The 14,710-nt window shown below is 43.6% G+C and carries 11 protein-coding genes; 1 reads left to right on the forward strand and 10 read right to left on the reverse strand.

What is annotated here, in order from left to right; translation table 11 throughout:
* From Q4E93_RS34275 to Q4E93_RS34310, 8 genes are all read right to left on the reverse strand, one after another.
* On the reverse strand, nt 1-2,525 hold a 2,525-nt coding region (locus Q4E93_RS34275; protein WP_303592627.1), incomplete at its 3' end, for a non-ribosomal peptide synthetase.
* 66 nt (nt 2,526-2,591) lie between these two features.
* Nucleotides 2,592-4,205, reverse strand: a complete 1,614-nt coding sequence (locus tag Q4E93_RS34280) for an MBL fold metallo-hydrolase (RefSeq protein WP_303592629.1) — start codon at nt 4,203-4,205, stop codon at nt 2,592-2,594.
* Complete coding sequence (locus Q4E93_RS34285) at nt 4,198-4,923, reverse strand: thioesterase II family protein (RefSeq protein WP_303592631.1); 726 nt, start codon at nt 4,921-4,923, stop codon at nt 4,198-4,200. Before Q4E93_RS34285 ends, Q4E93_RS34280 begins: the two co-directional genes overlap by 8 nt.
* A gap of 34 nt (nt 4,924-4,957) precedes the next feature.
* Complete coding sequence (locus Q4E93_RS34290) at nt 4,958-5,944, reverse strand: hypothetical protein (RefSeq protein WP_303592633.1); 987 nt, start codon at nt 5,942-5,944, stop codon at nt 4,958-4,960.
* Between the two features lie 41 nt (nt 5,945-5,985).
* Nucleotides 5,986-6,591 (reverse strand): UpxY family transcription antiterminator, encoded by a 606-nt coding sequence (locus Q4E93_RS34295; protein ID WP_303592634.1) that lies wholly within the window; start codon nt 6,589-6,591, stop codon nt 5,986-5,988.
* A gap of 457 nt (nt 6,592-7,048) precedes the next feature.
* Nucleotides 7,049-8,308, reverse strand: a complete 1,260-nt coding sequence (locus tag Q4E93_RS34300) for a twitch domain-containing radical SAM protein (protein ID WP_303592635.1) — start codon at nt 8,306-8,308, stop codon at nt 7,049-7,051.
* A gap of 18 nt (nt 8,309-8,326) precedes the next feature.
* The gene (locus tag Q4E93_RS34305) at nt 8,327-9,232 is read right to left on the reverse strand and encodes a glycosyltransferase family 10 domain-containing protein (RefSeq protein ID WP_303592636.1); all 906 of its coding nucleotides are present in this window, start codon (nt 9,230-9,232) and stop codon (nt 8,327-8,329) included.
* A gap of 267 nt (nt 9,233-9,499) precedes the next feature.
* Nucleotides 9,500-10,648 (reverse strand): carboxylesterase family protein, encoded by a 1,149-nt coding sequence (locus Q4E93_RS34310; protein WP_303592637.1) that lies wholly within the window; start codon nt 10,646-10,648, stop codon nt 9,500-9,502.
* A 721-nt stretch (nt 10,649-11,369) separates the two neighbouring features.
* Between Q4E93_RS34310 and Q4E93_RS34315 the strand changes: the two genes are divergently transcribed.
* Nucleotides 11,370-11,930 carry a UpxY family transcription antiterminator gene (locus tag Q4E93_RS34315; protein WP_303592639.1) on the forward strand — a complete coding sequence of 187 codons (561 nt, stop codon included), beginning with the start codon at nt 11,370-11,372 and terminating at the stop codon, nt 11,928-11,930.
* A 17-nt stretch (nt 11,931-11,947) separates the two neighbouring features.
* Here the strand turns inward: Q4E93_RS34315 and Q4E93_RS34320 are convergent, their stop codons facing one another.
* Both Q4E93_RS34320 and Q4E93_RS34325 read right to left on the reverse strand, forming a co-directional pair.
* Complete coding sequence (locus tag Q4E93_RS34320; protein WP_303592641.1) at nt 11,948-12,679, reverse strand: thioesterase II family protein; 732 nt, start codon at nt 12,677-12,679, stop codon at nt 11,948-11,950.
* Nucleotides 12,680-12,685: 6 nt separating this feature from the next.
* The coding region (locus Q4E93_RS34325) for a condensation domain-containing protein (protein WP_303592642.1) at nt 12,686-14,710 on the reverse strand (2,025 nt) is incomplete at its 5' end.

Consider the following 14,710-nt stretch of genomic DNA (forward strand, 5'->3'; position numbering starts at 1 on the left):
TCCCCCAGCCACCGGCACACATCTCCCGTCCGGTACAAACGCGACCCCGGATCCGCACCGAACGGGTCCTCTATAAATCTCTCCGCCGTCAGCTCCGGCTGATTCCAATACCCCCGCGCCACCTGCTGCCCCCCTATGCACAACTCTCCTGCTACCCCCACCGGGCACAGCTGGCCATCCTCACCCAAGATATAGACCCGCGTATTGCTGATCGGCCGCCCGATCGGCGGCGTCTTGCCCCTGTCCTGCTCCACTACCCGGTAACTGGTAGCAACCACCGTATTCTCCGTGGGGCCATAGTTATTCACCAGGGTATACCCCAGTCCTGTGACGTCGATCCCCCCCAGCCGCTCTCCTCCCGTCAGAACATATTGTAAGCTCGTTACTTTCCCTAGTACCCCTATACAGTCAGCTACCATCGCCGTCGGTATAAAGCTATGCGTAATCTCCCATGCCGCATACAGCTCCGACAGCTCGCCCGCCGGTATCCGGCCCCCGTCTTTGACCAGGCAGATACAAGCCCCCGCCGACAGATAGGGCCATACCTCCCATCCAAACGCATCGAACCCCACTCCCGCCAATACCGTCGAACGGCTTGCCGCCGTTACTTCATATTCCCGCAAGTGCCAGCTCACCAGGTTCACCAATCCCCTTTGCTCGATCATCACTCCCTTCGGCCGCCCCGTCGATCCCGACGTATAGATCACATACGCCAACTGATCCACCCTCCGCTCCGCCTCCACCCGATCCACCGGCTCCGCCCCGATCTGTGACCAGTCGTCCAGCCCAATGATCTCCCACTCCCCCGGTTCCGCGGCGGGCAGCCGCTCACGGCACGACCCACCGCTAAGGACCATCTTCGCTCCCGTATCGGCCAGCATATACCCGATCCGCTCTGCAGGATAGGACGGGTCGATCGGTACATACGCACCCCCGGCTTTCAGTATCCCCAGCACCCCGATGATCAGCTCAGTGCTGCGCTCCAGGCACACCGGCACCAGCGACTCTGCCCTCACACCCCGGCGACGCAGGTAATGACCCAGCTGGTTCGATCGCTCATTGAGCTCCCGGTACGTCAGCCGCTCCTCACCGAACACCACCGCCTCCGCATCCGGCGTCCGCAATACCTGCTCTTCAAACAAGTCCATGATCGTCATGCCCCGCAGGTAATTCGTTTCCAGCCCTCCGGAAGCTTCCATCAACCGTCGATATTCCATCGGCGGAAGTACCTGAATACTTTTTAAAGGTTTATCATATCCATTCCGGAATTGTTCTAAAATGAAAAAAATGCGCTGCGCAAACAATTCCGCCTCCTCACGACTAACATATCGAAACTGAAAATGAATGCCTAGTTTTAAAGGTTGCGTTTCCGAAAACTCATCCCAGTGTACCCTCAACGGCCACAATTCAAATTCACTGGTCAGCACAGCTGTCTCCACCCTAATCGCCTCTCCAAAGTCCAATTCGAAATCAAACAGCCTGTGATTCACCGTTACATCGAACATCCGCCCCGAAGAGCTTCTATTAAAGTATTTACTTACACTTTCGAGATCGAAATCCGAGAATCGGTAATCCTGTCTTTGAGAGCGGGCTATTTTCTTAATAAAAGTGGAAACTGTAATATCGGCCTCATATCTTCCTACAAATGGTATATAGGCAGAGAACATACCGACAATATCGCGCTGGCGCCTGGAAGTCCTTTTATGAAGCATCAGCCCAAAGATGAATTCGGACTGCTCCAGGGTTCTCGAAAAATAAATAATTAAAGCGGCGATCGTGATCTGCTGCAGCGTCGTACTATAACAAGCCAAAATAGAATTCAGCATCTTCCTTTGTTCAATGCTCAGATCAATCTCATACTTCCCACTTCTATCTTTCAATTCCGTATATCGCTCTCTAAACACTTCGGGAGTTATCCCTTTGACCTTGTCTTCCCAATATTTTCCGGCGATCTCCTGGTTAATAGCCGTATCTGCCCCTGAAAGTCTTATTAATTCGCTCTCATATGACCCGACAACGAGCCCCGGCCCCGTATTGGTCAGAGCCGATTTATATTTGCTGGCAATAAACTGCATCCACACCGAAATCCCCTGTCCGTCGGTGATCAAATGGTGAGATTTGATAAAATACCAATGCTCATTCTCCGATATCTTTAATAAAACATGGGAAAATAATAGCCTATCGTTTTCTATTTTAAATGGAATATTGAACTGGGATTGCGCCCACTTCTCCGCGGACTGTCGAGGATTGTCCAGGTTACTGAAATCCATTTCCTGAATCTCGAAAACATCATATTGTTCGTCAAAATAGCAAACAGGTCCATGTTCATTAGAACGAAACTTCATCCTGAAGGCGTCGAACGATTCTGGCAAACAACGGACAATGTCTTTGAATATGCTTTTATCTAAAGCCCCTATCAGCTTCCAGCATCCGCCAATGTTGCAGTGAGGGCTTTCCTTATTTATCAGCTGGTCTATATAAACATCACGCTGCGCCGGATGCAACGGAAATATCCTCTCCTCCATGATCTATGTTTTAACTTTGGAAGAATAACCTGAACTAATCAGCGTTCAATATCTTTAGGAAATTAATTAAAGGCGTGACATTTCATGCTCATATAAAAGCTCCTTTTCGCCATACAAGCGTTCTGCGACGATTCCCCGCTTCGTGCAGGCCCCGACCAGCTCATTTGACTGTACTATAGGATTGGAAACATCCGTGTACTTTATACTGCTGATAAACTCCACCCACGGCTCCTGCCCCATGGCATAGACATACACTTCTTTCGGATGAAATATATTGACCAATGACATTCCCCTTGCACAGTCCGATCCGGACAATCTCCTGCTGTTATCCTGATCTCTCATTATCTTTTTCGTGAATAAAGGTCCATAAAGCCAGCTAAGCGGAGCCCCGTCGCATTCCATGCCGACGAAGATGACATCGATATTCCCTATTTGCCTTTGAATGTGTTTATACAAGGAAGGTTCAACGATCCGGGAGTCTGCCAGGAACATCAACTTGAATTCACCGATCTGGACCAGGTAACAGGATTTAGCCATAATATTCAAATCACTATGCTCACCGGTGAACGGAATCCCTGTTATCGTTGCATCACCAAACCAGATAGCCTCCATTTCTCCTATAGTGATAACATTCAAAAACCCGATATTCTCAAACATCAGTTTCAGATCGGGATCCTCCAATTTTCCACTGCACGTTCGGGGTATTATGATATTTTTAATCTTATGCCGCAGGGGTAATAGTGTTTCAAATAAGATATGATCCTGATGATTGTGAGTAATTAAGACATAATCAATGGTATCTGGCAGATCGACATCGGAAAAATGTTCAATATCAGAATCATATCCATAATAACTGATCAAAGGGTCAACTAATATGCTGATATCTTTTGTTTCAATTAATATACAGGCATGTCCAAAATAGCGCATCCGGATCTTGTCACCGGTGTACCTTTCATACGAAGGTGGCGGCGTTTCTGTAAAAAAAGTCTCAAACAGCGGCTCCTGGGCCTTTGACACTCCGAGCAACCCCCTGATATGATCAAGCGATTGAGGCGCCCTCTTCATTTTGGCCAGCTCGTCAATTGCAGGATCATCGAATGATATCCCCAAATGAAGAACATCCGGTTCATCCAGGCGAGGCGTGCTAAGGACAAACGGCCTGTGGTCGTTATTGGTTATCCAAAATGCCATACTTTGCGAATCCTTGTTATAATATTCGCTTTTATACAGCAGCGACTCAAAAAACCTGAAATTCGGACTATTGCTCCTATCATAATAAAGTTCGACATATCCTTTAAGGATTCCCGGCACTTTCTCGTATATCGCTTCCAATCCGAATCCCTTGGCTTCAGTTTGCAATAGAACATCCAATTCCCTTACAGCTCTGGCAAATTGTATCAATCCCTTTCTCGCTTCAATCGTCTGCTTCTGCAATTCCTTTACCTCCTCCACTCTTCCCCCACCGAGGTCCATAAAAGGCCCTCCCCTCATTTTCGGATTTCGCACAGCCTCCTCATGTATCTCCGGACTTGAAAGATAAGATTCAAATATCGTCAAATGTCTTCCGACAATATTCATTGCCAGAGTCGATGGAGCGATCAAATGACTCCATGCGTACCACCTGTTGACCAAAGGTTCAAAAACAACATTCGGTTTTAGATAAACTTTTTTATTATCCATGATAATAAGGTATATGTTTTGTGCTTAATTCATTTGAAATGATCCTCATTATATCCCGAGAGTAATGAAAAATAAAAAAATGCTTACCAGGTAGTTGCATAAACTTAACAGCGCATTTTGTCTCCTTTTTCCACAAGCGGATCTCTTCCGGTTCCAAGTCTTCCTGCGTACCCGTAATCACAGTTAAGGGGATGTCCAACGGATCGCTCTCCTTATAAACATAGTTCTCAATAATCCGAAAATCAGCCCGAAGGATTGGTTCAAAATAATTAACGAACTCTTCGTTTTCCAAAGCCTGATTCTCGAACTCATCTAAATTCATAACCTCTTCAATAAACTCCTTTCTGCCCAGTAAATGCCGTTTTTTCCCTCTTCTTGACACAGCAGAAGGTCCCGTCGTGCCTGTAAAAAAGAGATGCGCCGGCGAGACGTGACCACGCTCAATGATCTTCTTTGTTAATAAATAACCTAGCAAGGCACCCATGCTATGCCCATAAATTGCGTAAGCTTTCCGGTTAAACAGCGTTTCAAATTGCCTGTACAGATCACTTACCAACATATCTATATCCTGTGCAAACGGCTCGCCTATACGGGCTCCTCTGCCGGGATAATCAAATGTGACTACATTTAAAAAAGGCGGGGCATTTTCAATATAACGCCTGTAGGAATGCTTATTACCTCCGCCAAACGGCAGGCAAAACAAATCGATCTTTTGCATAAATTGACTCAATGGGTCAGAACATAAATTCCAGCTATCCGATCTTTCTGTACAAATATTGATTATAGACCAAAACTCCTGAAACTTCTCCCTCTTCAGATTTCATGAACTTCAGGTCAATAGGGGCCTGCTCAGTCAGGAAATCCAGCTGTGACATCGGATGGAGCACTTCACTGAATTTGTCCCATGATGCCAAAAGCATCGACCGGTCTATATTGGAAATATTCTTGATCGTTATATCCGGTCGTCCATTACATACGTAATAGCCTTCAAAAGCAGCCATTTCCTGGTCGGTAAGTATTACGCCTTTTTCTTCTCTGCTATAAAAATAACGGCGGAATCGGGGCGACTTTTCCCTAAGCATATGAGGAAGCAGACAAGTCAGTATATCCGCCCAGGTGTCCTTTCCATCATATCCGGGAGTTATATCGGACCCGACGTTCCGAACTGCACTTGCCCCTGTATAAAAAAGATAGGAGTCGATCATACCTCCGCAAAACACGAACGCGTCGTAATCCAATATCACGGCGTTAAGTTTTGCATCCAGGATTTTTGGTATCTTTTCGTTGTTAACAAACAAACATTGCGAACCCAGATAAAATGGACTGCAGTACTTTTTCGGAGAATAAATGTTCTCGGAAACCTTGTGCATTCCAAACGGCCCTTTCCCGCAGGGATCAAAAACAATTATATCAAAATCCCTATCAAAAGTATTAACCATCTTTAGAGCATCATTAAAGAAATTTCTTCTGCAGACAAAGTCATCTTCCAATACGACAGTAACGCCTTTGCGCTCTTTTATCGGCTCTAAGACTCTGGAATGTGCGATCCAGCATCCGACCACTCCTTTGTATCTGTCCTTGTTCTTTTCTTTCAGGTCCGGTCTTACATCATGCTTCAAATACTTATCGAACTCATGATCGCTCTTATCAAAACTAACACCTGGAAATCTCACCACCTTATAAGGAACTGCCCTGAGCAGCAACCTTATGAACAGATTCCTTTTCCAGTTCTTGGACATATTTATATACCTGATACTTGTAATATGCATACCCGACCCAATCACAAACTTATTTTGGACATATTTCCATTCAATGCTACTTTATTCATTCGGGTATCCCTCTGTACACAATCTCCTAATTGCATCACCTGACTGGTCGGGATCTCGACAGACACGCCAATTTGTAACGATTTAATTTGAACGACCAGCCGTTTGCTTCCATTCTTCCTTAAAAGGACACCCTCAGCTCCGGTAAAAGGACCGGATATTATTCTGATTGGCATTCCTTCACTATATGATTCGTTCGTTACTTCTACCTCCCCCAGTAATATTTTTTTCAGGGACTCGATCAGGGTATCTGAAACGGTAGCCGGCTTTCTATCGAAGCTGACATATCGTACAATCCCTTTTATTTCCAATACTGAAAATCTTTCGGACGGCAAGATTTGAATAAAAATGTAATTGGGGAACAATGGTACCTCGAGCTCTTTCTTTCGATCGCTCCAATTCCTTATCACTTTATGAAGGGGCAAATACGAGGAGTATCCCATAGACTCCAGTTTAGAATGGATTCTTCTTTCAGCTTTCGGAAAAGTATAAGCTATATACCATTTTTTCGCGCTGGTGTCTTCATTTTTCCGGACATCCAAATAGATTGAATTTGACATATGGACAAGGTTTGTTTTTAACGGTTTTAAGGTATACAATCCCACATCCGCAAATACGGAATAGATTTTTCAGACGCCCTGGGAGAAGGCCTGATAACAGTAAAAATTTTGATTTTGAGTTGAACCAGCCCGAAAAGGGCGATGTGTAGTAGGGGGTAAAAAGCTTCGCTAAACGAAAGTTACACAACTTCCGCGTATCGTCCCTCAAATGATCGCCTGGTGTTATTTAATACTGATCCCCGAATTTAGGGGGGTTATGAATGTTTGTTCATAGAAGATTTCTAGGGTTTAGGAAATTGCCTTAGGAGAGAAGCGAGTCTGGCTAAAAATAGCGTCTAGTATAATTTTTAAAAGTAGAAAACGAATATAATCAATGATTAATCTTATTCCAAATTTTTTCTTCCTATGACGTTGACATGTCAAATACATTAAATATTTTCATATCTTATTCATAAGTTCATTCGACGTTTTTGAACATGAACTCCAATTCCGGAAAAACCTCCGAAGCTCTTTCTTCCCTCATTTCATCGATCTTGTTTGTTCTTGACACAAACACCGGGATAAGATCCGACCGATCGACAGCAAATAAATAGGTGATACAATTCTTAAATTGTTGTATATACTGAGATATTAAAAGTTCAGAATGCTTCTTCTTCGGATCGGTACGCATGTATGAAGAGATCCATTCGATATGTTCTTCAAACTTTTCCTTTATCTTCATCTTGAACTCTAATGGAAGTATCTGGCAACTGTAACAATCCGGCGTTTGTAAAATATTCTCTACATAAAACAATTCGATCGCTACGAACGATAGCGAAACCAACTCTTTGTGAAAGTCGGGAACATGGAAAATATTAAAGGCGCTTACCGTCACACTAACTGAAAAACAGACATATGGACAGATCTTTCTCATTAATTCCCGGTTCGCCAATACGTCTTCCCACTTCTGCTCTTTTCTCAGGAACTCGCCTCTTTCACCGGAACCATCCAGACTTGCTGCCACAAAAACAATTTTGAATTTACTCCACATCTCGTATACATTGTGTTCCCTGTATTTATAAGTCGAAAAATTGGTGTTATACCTTAAAAGAACATGGAAGTGCCTTTTGTTTTCCAATATTCGCAGGATCTTATAATGTTCATCCATGATCAACGGCTCCCCTCCCGCGAAATAAATCTCATCGACGTGATCAACAAACCCTTCTAATTCAGCATAGAATTCTTCGAGACTATCAATCGCTCTTATTATTGCCTTATCTCCTACAGTTTCTCCAAGTTTTACAGCCTCCTCGAACCATCGGGAACTTGCTCCATGATAGCAGCTCCGGCATCTGAAATTGCAAACATTGGAGAATCTGATATCGATTTTAGTGGGAGGATTGACCTTTAGCCTTTCCCCGCCGGTGTCACCGGGAGAAATGCTCAAATAATGCCCCGTATAATATCGGTTCATATTCTGTTTGAGACTTCTGCCACCTGACGCCTCTATTGAATGACAATAAGCGCATCTTTCATCCTTGATATTCTTTAACATCTTATCCCTAAACTCATTCATTTCTTCTCCATACCAAACATCGGCTAGTCGATTGGTCTTTACATTCCCAAATGCTTTCGATGACACACAACATGCATTTATATCTCCATTTGTGGCGATATGCAATTGGACCCATGGCAATATGCAAAAAGCATCGTTACTGTTCAAGTTTTTAACATTCATGACTAACTGATTTTTAAACTATTTAGTAAATTTTTTTCGAACGATAGCTATGAATCTTTCAAACATATCGTACGAGTGCAATTTATTTTCAAATTCCACCCTCAGTGGCTTTTCCTTCCATGCCAGAAACTCACTATACAAGTCATCATGGCTGTCCAGAAATTTCAAATAACCAGCAAGTTCCTTAGCAGAGGAGAATGAATTTACATTAATATAGCAGTTATCTCCGGGTGCAAATTCATCAACATTTGGCGCACCTAAATACACAGGAACAGAGCCGGCGAGCAACGGCTGGTAAAACTTTTCCGTTACATAGTCCTTCGAAATGGCATTTTCAAAAGCGAGGGTAAACTTATACCTTGAAATGGCCGCAGTCTTGTAGTGCCCGGCTTCTTCAGTAGCGTATCCGGGATAGGGATCACCCCCTTCCCGTCCTCTATTGTTCATTATCTTACCATAAGAATCGACGTTAACATAGGACATGATCTCGCCTAAATAATCGTACCTCCCGCTCTTGTCCCAACTGCTGGAAAAGAATGCATTGATAAAGCCCGTTTTCGCTGCTGGCTCCATTTTCCATGGAAAGAGTCGATACTGAGCCAGATAAGAGACATGAATATCGGCATCCGTCTTATAAGTAACTTTAATATCGAACAAACTGCGTATCTCGTTCTGCTCGAATTCGGGATAATGCAATTCACACTCAAATGACCAATAAACCCATACCTGCCCTTCCTTTTTCAACGCCTTCAGCCTTTGCGGATCGACTTCCAATGAAGGTATATGGAACACAACTACATCCGCATCTTGTATACACTCTTGTTCATAAAAGAAATGAAAGTCCGGGATACCAATCACGTTGTAATCGGGAAAATCCTTATCCCAGAACTTATTATAAAACAACACCTTGATTTTTTTGCTCACGATCTTATTTTTGATTGATTCCCATATCCGCAAAGGCAAAGAAGTTTTTCAGGCACCCAAAGGGAAGGAAAACCTGGTAACCGAAAACTTTTGATTTTTGATGATTAATCGAAGAATAAACTCGAAGCCAGGGAGATATACAGCTTCGCTAAACGAAAGTTACACGACTTCCGCATGTCAATCCACAAATTGAGCCAGACGAATATAACCAACGATTATTCTTATTCCAAATTTTTTCATCCTGTGCACAAATAAAAAATTCCGTTGTTACTTCCGGTGCTGGGCAAAGAGCCAATCCAGCAGGCCTGGTGTCTTACTGACGTCATCCCAGATATTATGTCCTTCGTTTGGGAACTCGGTATATTGGGGGTTCCCGCCAGCGCTTTTGATGGCGCTGATCATATTCCTTGATCTGACGACAGGTACGTTCATGTCCTTCGCGCCATGAAAGGCCCATACCGCTACGCCCACGATCTTAGGCGCAAGTCCCGGGTCCCCGCCTCCGCTCACCGGTATCGCAGCGGCAAACATATCCGGGCGTTTGCAGATGAAATTCCATGCTCCAAACCCTCCCCTCGATAACCCAACCACGTATCGTCTTTTCTCATCTATACTGAACTGCTTATCCAATGCAATCAGCGCATCAAACACCAATGAATCTACTGTAGGATAATGGGGGACGCCACCCCAACCTCCGTCCGGCGGGCAATTGGGGATAAATACAAATGCGGGGTATTTTCTCCTGTTACCGTCCATAATAAGTAACTGGGCCGCTACGGCCCCCTCAATTTGTCTGATGGTATCCGTTGCCGGCTGACCGCCGTAAGGCAAGGATACGACTATAGGATATTTCCGGGTGGCATCGTAATCCAGTGGCCTCAGTACCCGGTAATGTAAAATGCCCTTGCTGTTTGCAAAGACGCCCGGCTCACACAGCTGTGACAACTCTTTTGTCTTTTGATAGTTCCAATTCGCCCAGTATACGGAAGAATAGCAGTCGGAAGAAAGCATTAAACCGAATATCAGGGTGAGCGCAGAAAGCAAAATTCCTACAGACCATACTGTATTTCCCATATGCCTTTGCTCCGGCATGTTCGTGATGAATGCTGCTGCTTTTTTACGCTCGCTTAAAAAATGCATCATAAAAAACACCGGGATCAGGCAACTGGCGAAAGAGAACAATTGCGAGACTTCTTGCAGCGTTTTTTGTTTTGCAACAGAGGGGTTGGTGCTGCCCCAAATAATAGCAGATAGGAAGATCAACCCGATGACAAGCATAACAGCTCCGGTCGCCTTAAGCCAGCGATTGCCCCTGGCCCGGAGAAGAATAAGACTTATTGCGTACAGAACAGATACGCCTAAAGTCAGCGATAACAAAGGCAGGCTATAATTGCCAAGCTTTTGAAATTTAAGCATCGTATAAAAAACTAACGCAGAACATAAGCTGCATGCAGTATAGAAAGCACCTGTAAAAAAGACAAGCCAGTACTTCTTGACATAATAATACCTTAGTAAAAGTATCGATCCGGCCAGAGCCACAGCATGCATTATCAAAGTCCATGCGCCAAATGAATCAAGTAGGAACAGTTGAGAACCGATCAGCTGGTTAATAATGCTTTGAAGCAGGACTGAAGCCGCGTACAGGCCAAGAAACAAAAACAGACAGGGATAAAGGTTTTTCTCCATTCTTTAAATTTAAGAAAGAAATGCGGGCAGTTAAGAAGAAATTGTCATTAAATAAAGCTTCGCTGAAAGAAAGTCACGCAACTTCCAGGAGATTCCCCAAACCATCAGAAGTCATTTCGGGAAAGAATAAAATAAGGGACGCATGACGACTATAACACCAGATTGAAGATACGTAAATCTTTTATTGTTCCTAATTTTCGATCTATTGTTATAATGCAATTTTAATTTGCTTTTTAAAATTCCAATTAATATTTTTATAGACATCTTTTCTTCAACACAAGCGATCAATTATTTTCTGAATCCCTATTTAACCTTGCTGGCAAAGAAAGCGGGACTTTCTCTCGGCGAAGCCTTGCTACCTATTTTCACCATTCAATACAACAGATCACCGTTTTTCACAACCGCTTCCTGAAGCGATTGCGCCCTTTTTACACTTAGACAAACCTATTCCATGCCCCAATTAATTCAAAAGGCCAGCCCGGAAAGCAGCCTAAAGGAAAAAGACCGTCCTAAATGGTACGTTGCTTACACCTTTCCCAAATCAGAAAAATCAGTTCAAAACAAACTCGAAAAGATCGGCATCCATTCTTATCTGCCACTACACCAGGTTGTTAGAGAATGGAGCGACAGAAAAAAGAAATTATTGGTTCCGCTATTTCCCAACTACATCTTCGTCTATGCATCGGAAAATGAACGACATGAGTCCTTTATCGTCAAGGAAATCCTTCGCTATGTGTCTTTCGATGGCAAGGCCGCCTTCGTCAGCAACACGGTCATCGATTCGTTGAAACATATTTTATCCAGGACCCACGACGTCCATGTTGAAGGCCTAACAAATGAAGGAATGCCGGTAAAGATCATCCATGGACCTTTCACCGGAGTAGAAGGGGTAATCCTGAAAACGAAAGGCAGGGAAAGGCTTATCGTCCAAATACGCGCGCTTCAAAGGTCAGTTGCGCTCAATATTTCCACCGCCGATGTCGAATCGGTATCCCTTTTTGATAATCAGTAGGATCCGTCAGGGTTTCATCATGGACCGGTTTTACCCGCCAATGTTAATTTTTGTTCAATAATAGTAACTATCTGCCTGGCATAGTTGAAAATAAAAAAATGATTTCCGGGAAATTGAATCATTTCCACATCCATGCCGGATTCTTTTTGCCACGCTTCGACATCTACTGCCGTCATATCCTCTTCACTACCGTACATCACGCAAATTGGAATATCCAGAGGAAAGCTTTCCTGGTATTCATAACCTTCGATAACTCTAAGGTCCGCTCTCAGGATGGGCTCAAAGAAGTTGAAAAAACTTTCATCTTCCAGAACTCCCTCAGGTGCGCCGCCTAGCGCCCTCAATTCAGTGATAAATTCAGGAATAGGCAAATCAGACTGCAATTTTATACTCTTATATTCGACCGAAGGCCCTTCGCAACCGGTAATAACCAATTTCAAGGGAAGGGGTAGCCGGCATCCCGATATTTTTTTTGCCATCAGGTAAGCTAAAAGGCCACCCATGCTATGCCCGTATAATATATAAGGTTCGCGAAGAAGATTTTCTATTTGCCCGAACAGGTCTTGTACTACGGCTTTAATGTCATTGAGCAAGGGCTCCATCAACCGATCCCCCCTACCCGGAAGCTCGAAAGGCAGCACATTCATTTGGGGCGATACTAAAGAATTGAAAACCGAATAAGAATATTTGCTTCCACCTGCATAGGGAAAGCAGATCAGGTTGATTTTACCGGCATCTTTGCTTAGCATTGGATATTATTTAAGTATTGCCAATGTAGTGTCCCAATATTTCATTTTTATTTCCGGAGACTTAAGTACGAGCCTGAGAACATTTACGAAAACATCGCAGATCTCAGCAATTTGATCGGGATGGATAACGGCACATTTGTACGTACAGTTAAATGAAATTCCATTTTCGTGTATGGCAACGTTGAAGTTAATACTGGTACTTACATGTCCGGCAACGTAATGAACCGGATCAAAATCCGCACTTGTCGCATCAGGATTGGAGATATCGTTAATGAGATTAAGCTGGGCCGTGACCAATTGATCCCATTCTATGTTTAATAGATTTACGACATCCTGGTAATAAATATGATCCAAGCTATTCGTTATAACATCCTGAGTGCTGCGCAATAGATCCTTATAAGTGTGATCTTCGTTAATTTTCACTCTCAAAAACAGCTCTCCGGTTAACCAACCGATTATTTTTGAATAATCTTCATTATTCCGGGTAGACATTGGCGAGTGAATACAGAAGTCAAACTGGCCGCTTATCCTGTTCAGAAATAAACAGTAGGCCACCAGGATGAGATTAAAAAAACTGGTATTTTGCTCAGATGCCAACGACTTCATTTCTTCTAAAACCTCTTTTGGCACCGTAAACACGTATCCTCTTCCCTTTGAATTTGCCGGAATTACAGAAACGTCAGACGCATTTAATTCCGCATGAAGCGCTTCACTATCCAAAAAAAAGGACGGTTTCAATCTCAGTTTTGGTGGAACATCTTTAAAAAGTGCTCTGAAATACAATTGACTTCGGGCTAATTTATCCCCTTTATAATGCTGATTATGATAATACGAGTAATCTTTCAGTTGCAATTTTATCGGCGTGAGCGGGTTGGCTAAACCTTCACAATAAGCATTATATAGACTAAACAACTCTTGTTCGATTATCACCGTTGACTGTGCGTCGCTGATGATGTGATCGATCACAAAAATAAATACATATCTGCTCGTGTTATACTTTATCAATTTACATTTGAAAGCTTGTTCGTTTTGAAAATCAAAACGGTGAGTCACCAATTCATTAACCATTGCTATAATTCGATCCATTTTATTTTCATGATCACAAACATCTTCCAGAGATAAGTTCGGGGAAAACTCTTGTTCAGAACATATTTTTTGCATCGTTTTTCCGTCTCGGCGTAAGAACAATGTTCTGAGGCTTTCATGTCTTGACACCAAACTATCTACTGCCATGGACATCGCTTTTTCATTGACATGGCCGAGCTCTTTTTTAATTATTAAATTCATGGGACTATATGAGCCCGCCAGATATTCCGAATATCTCCAATTTTGAGAGTACAGAGCTTCATACAAACTTTCATTACCGTATAAACTCTCCGGTTGTATTTCATGTGAATGATCTGGTGATTTTTTTTCCGCGTCTATGTGTTTTTGTATTAAGATTGACAATAAATCAATCGTTGTATTCAAGAATAGTTCTTTAACAGTGATTTCAACAGAGAACGCTTTTTGGATCCGGGCGATGACCGTTATGGCCAGCATGGAGTTGCCTCCTATTCTGAAAAAGTTATCCTTTATGCTTATTCCCTCTACTCCCAATACTTCCTCCCATATGAGGCGCACTGCTGCTTCCACAGCCGTTCGGGGGGCTATGTATTCTTCTGACGGACCGAAGTCGGGTTCGGGCAGGGCGTTTCGGTCCAGTTTGCCGTTCTTCGTTAAAGGGAACGTATCCATTGCTATCAACGCATCCGGGATCATATAATCCGGTAAGATCTTCGACAGCTGCTCTTCTATCCAGGTCGCCGTTGGCGTAGCCGTATCGACGGCTGACAGATAATAACCTACCAGGTACTTCATACGCCCCGACTGCACCTGCCGGTCCTTCACCAGCACACAACTTTGGGTGATGCCCTCCAGTCGCATCAGGGCCTGTTCGATCTCGCTCAACTCCACCCGGTGCCCCCGGATCTTCACCTGTTCATCGTTTCTTCCGATATACTCCAGGTTGCCATCCGGCAACCACCGCAC

It is taken from the genome of Flavitalea plasmicola (assembly GCF_030546645.1).
Taxonomy (GTDB): domain Bacteria; phylum Bacteroidota; class Bacteroidia; order Chitinophagales; family Chitinophagaceae; genus Puia.

What these genes read in the sequence shown, in the direction of transcription:
- Q4E93_RS34280 (WP_303592629.1), bottom strand. Translation starts at nt 4,205, where the DNA reads ATGGATAATAAAAAAGTTTATCTAAAACCGAATGTTGTTTTTGAACCT.
- Q4E93_RS34285 (WP_303592631.1), bottom strand. Translation starts at nt 4,923, where the DNA reads ATGCAAAAGATCGATTTGTTTTGCCTGCCGTTTGGCGGAGGTAATAAG.
- Q4E93_RS34290 (WP_303592633.1), bottom strand. Translation starts at nt 5,944, where the DNA reads ATGTCCAAGAACTGGAAAAGGAATCTGTTCATAAGGTTGCTGCTCAGG.
- Q4E93_RS34295 (WP_303592634.1), bottom strand. Translation starts at nt 6,591, where the DNA reads ATGTCAAATTCAATCTATTTGGATGTCCGGAAAAATGAAGACACCAGC.
- Q4E93_RS34300 (WP_303592635.1), bottom strand. Translation starts at nt 8,308, where the DNA reads ATGAATGTTAAAAACTTGAACAGTAACGATGCTTTTTGCATATTGCCA.
- Q4E93_RS34310 (WP_303592637.1), bottom strand. Translation starts at nt 10,648, where the DNA reads ATGCTTAAATTTCAAAAGCTTGGCAATTATAGCCTGCCTTTGTTATCG.
- Q4E93_RS34315 (WP_303592639.1), top strand. Translation starts at nt 11,370, where the DNA reads ATGCCCCAATTAATTCAAAAGGCCAGCCCGGAAAGCAGCCTAAAGGAA.
- Q4E93_RS34320 (WP_303592641.1), bottom strand. Translation starts at nt 12,679, where the DNA reads ATGCTAAGCAAAGATGCCGGTAAAATCAACCTGATCTGCTTTCCCTAT.